Raw genomic sequence first — 1,707 nt, 5'->3', positions numbered from 1 at the left:
CAAAACGCAAGGAGTTTTCACCGATTTCCGATGCCCTCGGCGCAGAATGCGGCGCACTTGGCGCAGATTGGGCCTGACACCCGCCCAGCTTCGTCACCCAGCTCTACCACGCCCTGATCATGCATGTCGGTGAACGGCGACTTTAAGCGCCGCTTCGGTGTCATCAGTCCGCCGTGCTCTAAATGCTCCAAAATACGGCAATTGAAGGCCATAGGATCAACAGTAGACCCAACGATGACACAGGCACCAGCTAAACACTCCGGCGCCGGTACAAATACCGCTGGAACCCCACAAACAGTGCCCGGATCTCTGCAATCGTTCCCAATTCGCGGACCGCGTCGGCCACGGCCTGATACTGCAACTCCAGCAATTGCGGCAACTTTTCGGCGTCGAGTTCGCTGATGCCCTGGTCGACGTAGTGGTCGAGGACAAAGTCCAGGAATACCCGCTGCTTGGCGTTGCAGGTGGCGTGGATTTCGTCGCGGTGCTCGGCCACGCGCTCGGCGCGGGTCTTGGTGGGCTTGGCGTAGGCGACGTACGCCAGCACGTCGAACACGTCCGAACGTTCGGCGTCGACGACTTTGGCGATCTCGGCCAGTTGCTCGGCTGTGTAGCCCCGGTCGGCCAGGCCTTCCATCAGTCGCTTGCGGGTGGTTGGCTCACCCCACAGTTCGCGGAGTTCGTGTTCGCTCTTGAATAGCTCGGGAAGCTCGCCGAACAATTGCTCAATGAACTCCTGCGCCGACATCGGCTTGCCATCGGGGCTCCAGAATGTGGTCGATTGCATGCTCTGAATCTGGCGCTCTTTGCCGTCGGCCAGCTTGATCTTCACCTTGCGCGGCCGCTTGCGACAGACACAAGGCAATTCGCCGCAGATTTCACATGGCTCTTCGGGCGGGGGAGGGCAGACGCAGGGTGCCTCGCCACAGACTTCGCAAGGCTCGGGTGGGTTTTCAATGCAGGTACACGGGTAGTTGTGGCACTTTGGGCATGGCTCGGGTTCCAAGGGCTCGCCATCCCATTCGGGATCGTTGAAGTGCTCGTGGGCCTTCACGAAATCGTAGATCGTGAAATAGTCTTTGCCGTCGTACAGCCGGGTGCCGCGGCCGATGATCTGCTTGAACTCGATCATCGAGTTGATCGGCCGCATCAAGACGATGTTCCGCACATTGCGGGCATCGACACCGGTCGACAGCTTCTGAGATGTGGTCAGGATGGTGGGAATCGTTTTCTCATTGTCCTGAAAGGTGCTGAGAAACCGCTCGCCCTCGGCTCCATCGTTCGACGTGACGCGGACGCAGTAATCGGGATGGGCGCTCGACTTCATTTGATTGATCAGGTCGCGCACGGCCAAGGCGTGTGGCTGGGTTGCGCAAAAGACGAGTGTCTTCTCCCGCTGGTCGATTTGATCCATGAACAACCGCACGCGGTACTTCTCCCGCTCGGCGATCTCGATAATGCGGTTGAAATCTGCTTCCTCGTACCGCTTCCCCTCTTCAACTTCCCCCTCGACCAGTTCGTCGTCCGATGTATAGACGTAGGTGTCGAGCGTGGTTTGAATCTGGCGGACCTTGAATGGGGTCAGGAACCCATCATTGATGCCATCTTTGAGTGAATAGGTGTAGACCGGCTCGCCAAAGTACACATAGGTATCGGCGTTGTCTTTGCGTTTGGGAGTGGCCGTGAGGCCGAGCTGCACGGCCGGCC

The 1,707-nt window shown here is 58.7% G+C and carries 1 protein-coding gene; it reads right to left on the bottom strand.

Going from position 1 to position 1,707, the window contains the following annotated elements; genetic code table 11:
- Window positions 1-250: 250 nt before the first annotated feature.
- A partial coding sequence (locus NG895_RS17065; RefSeq protein ID WP_261361275.1) for a type I restriction endonuclease subunit R occupies window positions 251-1,707 on the bottom strand: 1,457 nt, incomplete at its 5' end.

Origin of the sequence: Aeoliella straminimaris, assembly GCF_024054565.1 — a bacterium.
Lineage (GTDB): Bacteria > Planctomycetota > Planctomycetia > Pirellulales > Lacipirellulaceae > Aeoliella > Aeoliella straminimaris.
The sequence above is the reverse complement of the archived record's forward strand: the minus strand, read 5'-3'. Positions and strand labels throughout refer to the sequence as shown.